Annotated in this window: 5 protein-coding genes and 1 pseudogene; all 6 read right to left on the bottom strand. The window is 70.5% G+C overall.

What is annotated here, in order from left to right; translation table 11 throughout:
* Nucleotides 1–310 (bottom strand): annotated as a pseudogene (locus tag RIF93_RS19000) (bifunctional riboflavin kinase/FMN adenylyltransferase); the annotation flags it as partial.
* Nucleotides 307–729, bottom strand: a complete 423-nt coding sequence (locus RIF93_RS18995) for a MaoC family dehydratase (protein ID WP_309093018.1) — start codon at nt 727–729, stop codon at nt 307–309. The pseudogene RIF93_RS19000 and the gene RIF93_RS18995, both read right to left, overlap by 4 nt.
* A 31-nt stretch (nt 730–760) precedes the next feature.
* Complete coding sequence (locus RIF93_RS18990; RefSeq protein ID WP_309093017.1) at nt 761–1,624, bottom strand: TIGR01459 family HAD-type hydrolase; 864 nt, start codon at nt 1,622–1,624, stop codon at nt 761–763.
* A gap of 46 nt (nt 1,625–1,670) precedes the next feature.
* Nucleotides 1,671–2,921, bottom strand: a complete 1,251-nt coding sequence (locus RIF93_RS18985; RefSeq protein ID WP_309093016.1) for an EAL domain-containing protein — start codon at nt 2,919–2,921, stop codon at nt 1,671–1,673.
* Between the two features lie 136 nt (nt 2,922–3,057).
* On the bottom strand, nt 3,058–3,477 hold the full coding sequence (locus tag RIF93_RS18980; protein WP_309093015.1) for a VOC family protein: 420 nt from the start codon (nt 3,475–3,477) through the stop codon (nt 3,058–3,060).
* Nucleotides 3,478–3,555: 78 nt separating this feature from the next.
* The coding region (locus RIF93_RS18975) for a DUF6596 domain-containing protein (RefSeq protein ID WP_309093014.1) at nt 3,556–4,421 on the bottom strand (866 nt) is incomplete at its 5' end.

Genomic DNA, 4,421 nt, shown 5'->3' with positions numbered 1-4,421 from the left:
TGCCAGCCACCTCGGCGTCCATCGGCAGGACGTAGAGGACGTCGACGCCCAGGGCTTCGAGGGCGCGCGCCTGCTGGTCGGTCTTCATCAGCCGGAAGGCCGGCTCGTCGGGCCGGAAATAGACGCGCGGGTGCGGGTCGAAGGTGATCACCCCGAGCGGCGCCTTCAGGCTGCCCGCCGCCTGGGCGGCCAGCGCGATCACCTGCTGGTGGCCGCGGTGCACGCCGTCGAAGCTGCCCATGGCGAGCGCCGCGCCGCGGTCTTCAGGCGGCAGATTCTTCCAGCCGCGGATGACCCGGATGCGCTTCATGCGGGCTTGCGGGGGGCGATGACCACGGCCTCGCCGTCGACCACGGACCGGCCGTCGACTTCACAGACGGTCTCGAGGGTGACGCGGCCGCGGCGCTCGTCCAGGGCCTTCACCGTCACGCGGGCGGTCACCGCGTCGCCGATGCGCACCGGCCGGCGGAAGGTCAAGGCCTGGGAGAGGTAGATCGCGCCTGGGCCCGGAAGCCTGGTGCCCAGCACGGCCGAGATGTAGGCGCCCGACAGCATGCCGTGGGCGATGCGCTCGCCGAAGGACGTGCCCTTGGCGTATTCCGCGTCGAGGTGGACCGGGTTCTCGTCGCCCGAGACCTGGGCGAAGGCCTGGATGTCGGCCTCGCCCACCACGCGGGTCATCTCGGCCGAGCGGCCGATCGTCAGCTCTTCGAAAAACAGGCCCTGCAAACGCGTCCCCTCCGGCGGTTGTCGATGGTTCTTACCAGACGAGATCGGCCATGGCCCAGGCGGCGCTGAGGCCTTCGATCTCCAGCAGGTGCTGGGCGACCGAGAGGTCGAGCGCGCCGTCGCGGACCGTTTCCTTGCCGTGGATGCCGTTGGCGATGAACAGCGCGTCGAGGCCTTGCGCGTTGGCGCCGCGGATGTCGGTGCCCAGGCCGTCGCCGATGCAGAGCACGCGCTTGCGGTCCGCCGGACCGCCGAGGCGCGCGGCGGCCTTTTCCAGCGCCAGGTCGTAGATCGCCGGATGCGGCTTGCCGGCCATCAGCACCCGGCCTTCCAGCGCCTCGTAGAGCTGGGCGAGCGCGCCGCCGCAGTAGATCAGCCGGTCGCCGCGCTGAACCACGATGTCCGGGTTGGCGCAGATCATCGGCAGGCCGCGGGCGACCGCGTCGCGGAAGCGCTCCCGGTAGTCCTCGGGCGTCTCGGTCTCGTCGTCGAACGGGCCGGTGCAGGAGATGTAGCGGGCCTCGGCCAGGTCAACGAACTGCAGGCTCAGGCCCTCGTACAGCGGCCAGTCGCGGTCGGGTCCCAGCTTCCAGAAAGGCCCAGGCGCGCGCTCGGCCAGCAGGGTGCGGGTGGCGTCGCCCGAGGTGACGACCTCGCTGAACGACGCCGGCGTGACGCCGAAGCCGCCCAGCTGCTCGACGACCGGCGGGTTCGGACGGGGCGCATTGGAGATCAGGATCACCGGCCCGCGTTCGGCCTTGAACCGGGCGAGCGCCTCGCAGGCGGCGGGGAAGCTCTCGCGGCCGTTGTGGATCACGCCCCAGATGTCGCAGAGCACGACGTCGTAGCGGTCGGCGATCTCGGACAGGCCGGAGGCCGGCTTGGGGGAGGTCATGGTCCGCGGCGGTATCGGCGCGGCCCGGTTCCGTCAATCGCGGATGCTAGCCGAAAGCGGCGCGGCGGAGCGGCGTGGGCTGGACGGCGCGCGGCGGGGCCCCGGCCTCCGCCAGCACCTGGTCGCGGATCGCGCGGGGCTCACCGAACAGGTGGCCCTGGCCGAAGCCGATCTCGAGCTCGAGGATGTCGACGACCTGTCGCTCGGTCTCGACCTTCTCGGCGATGAGCTCGATGCCGTAGCGGCGGGTGAGCTGGGCGAAGTCCTCGGCGGCGAGGTCCGGCAGCGAGCGCAGGACGAGGCGCCCCTCGACCTCAGTCAGCTCGTCGAGCAGGCCTTGCGCGCCCACCTTCACGAACTTCACGTCGGCGCGGGCAAGGTCCTGCAGGTCGAGATCCAGGTCGACGACCTTGTCGAGGCTGAAACGGAAGCCGAGCTCGGCCAGCTTGCCCATGTTGCGCGCCTCGATGGAGCCGCGGGCGTCGAAGGCCGCCTGGCCGATCTCGAAGATCAGCGCGCCGGCGAGGTCGCGGTTGGCCGAGAGCAGGTCCAGGAACTGCGGGAAGAACACCTCATCGGCGAGGCTGGCCATCGAGACGTTGCAGAAGATGCCGATGCGGCGGTCCTGCTTGGCGAGCCGGCGGACGATCTGCACGCACCGGAACAGCAGCAGGTTGTCGATGGCCGTGACGAGGCCGGCGGGCTCGGCGACCGTCAGGTATTCGGCCGGCATGATCACCCGGCCGGTGGCGTCGCGCAGCCGCGAGAAGCTTTCGTAGAACACCGTCTTGCGCTGAGGCAGCGCGACGACCGGTTGCAGGTAGAGGTCGACGCGGTTCTCGGCCAGGGCCTCCCGGACCGTCTCGAACAGGCCGGCCGAACGGCGCGGCTCACCCGGGCGGCCGATGACGGCGGGCGCGGCGCCGCCCTCGTCCAGGCGCTGCTGCATCCGCTGGACCAGGCCCTCCAGCATCTGGACTTCGTCGGAGAGTTCTTCCGAGCGCGTGAGGTCGGTCTCGACCGCCTCCGCCATCTGGGTGAGCCGGGCGTCCAGGCGCTCGACCTGATCGAGCAGGATCTTGTGGGCTTCGCGGACGGCGTCGATCTCACCCTTGATGGCGGTGGAGTCGAGGGCGCGCGCGATGAGGCCATGGAAGGCGAAGCAGAGGCCCAGGCCCCCGACCAGCGCCGCCACGCCCGCGCCCCAGCCGCCGCCGTTCCGCCAGAGCGTCAGGGCGACGATCAGCGAGAGGCAGAGATAGGTCGCGCAGAGGAGCGTGAGCGTCAGCCGCCGCATGGGTCCGCCATTCGAATCACCTGGGAGTATCCGATGGGGAATCCCTGGAAGTCGAATGGATTAACAGTCGCAGGCTGGGCTGTAGCGGCGGCCGGGGGAGGACGGCCGCCGCCGGGGGCGATGGGCGCGGGGGCGCCTATTCGCCCTGGTTCATCGACCAGCGGACGCCGAACGGATCGACGACTTCGCAGTACCAGTCGCCCCAGAACATCTTCTGCGGCTCCATGGCCGCGGCGCAGCCGGCCGCAACCGCCCGTTTGAACCAGGCCTGGATGTCGTCGACCATCAGCGTCAAGGCGAAGGCCTGGGGCTTCTCGAAGCCATGGCCGTGCTCGGGATAGAAGTCGGACAGCATCACCGAGCTGCCGTTGATGAAAAGGTGGACGTGCATCGTCCGGCCCTGGTCGTCCGGCGGATGCTGGGCTGCGATCTCGGCGCCGAAGGCCTTCACGTAGAGCTCGGCGGCTTTGATCGCGCCGTCGACGTTCAGGTAGGGGACGACCCCGCCCTTGGGTTCGACCTTGGCAGGGGCTTGAGGTTCGAGCACTTCCGACATCGGACTTCTCCTTCTTCCGTCCTGGCCGAAGGACGAACGGAAGCACGGGACGCCGACAGCAGCCGGTAAATTTTTCTGTCAGGCGGCGCCGGGCTGGTCCGCAGGCGGGGCGTGCTCCTGGATCAGACGGTCCAGGTGCTGGCGGATGTGGGCGGCCTCGGCGGCGGTGTTGGCGAGCGCGATGGCGCGGTCGAAGGCCTCCCGCGCCTCGGGCTTGCGGCCGAGCTCCAGGAGGAGGGCGCCCTTCAGGCCATAGAAATGGAAGTAGCCGCCGAGCCGGTCGGCCAGGGGCTCCACCATATCGAGGGCGGCCTGGGGGCCCTCGACCTTGCTGACGGCGACGGCGCGGTTGAGCGTGACCACCGGCGAGGGCGTCAGCCGTTCCAGCGTGGCGTAGAGGCGGTCGATCTGGGCCCAGTCGGTTTCGGCCGGGGTGGACGCGCGGACGTGGAGGGCGGCGATCGCCGCCTGCACCTGGTAGGGGCCGGGGCGGCGGTGGCGCATGGCCTTGTCGATCAGCGCTAGGCCCTCGGCGATCATCTTGCCGTCCCAGCGGCCGCGGTCCTGGTCTTCCAGGAGGATGATCTGGCCGTCCTCGTCGAAGCGAGCGGGGCTGCGGGCGTGCTGGATCAGCATCAGGGCCAGGAGACCCATGACCTCGGGCTCGGTCTGGTAGAGGCGCAGCAGCAGGCGGGTGAGCCGGATGGCCTCGCCGCAGAATTCGGCGCGGGCCGGGTTGTCGCCGGCCGAGTAGCCCTCGTTGAAGACCAGGTAGAGCATGGCCAGCACGGCGGCGACGCGTTCCGCCCGCTCGGCCGGGGTCGGGGCGCCGAAGGCGACGCCGCCGGCGCCCACCTGGCGCTTGGCCCGGGTGATCCGCTGCTCCATAGCCGCCTCCGAGACCAGGAAGGCGCGGGCGATCTGCCTGACCGACAGGCCCGAGA

The organism is Phenylobacterium sp. (genome assembly GCF_031181185.1).
Taxonomy (GTDB): domain Bacteria; phylum Pseudomonadota; class Alphaproteobacteria; order Caulobacterales; family Caulobacteraceae; genus Phenylobacterium.
This window is presented reverse-complemented; position numbering and strand designations above follow the sequence as displayed.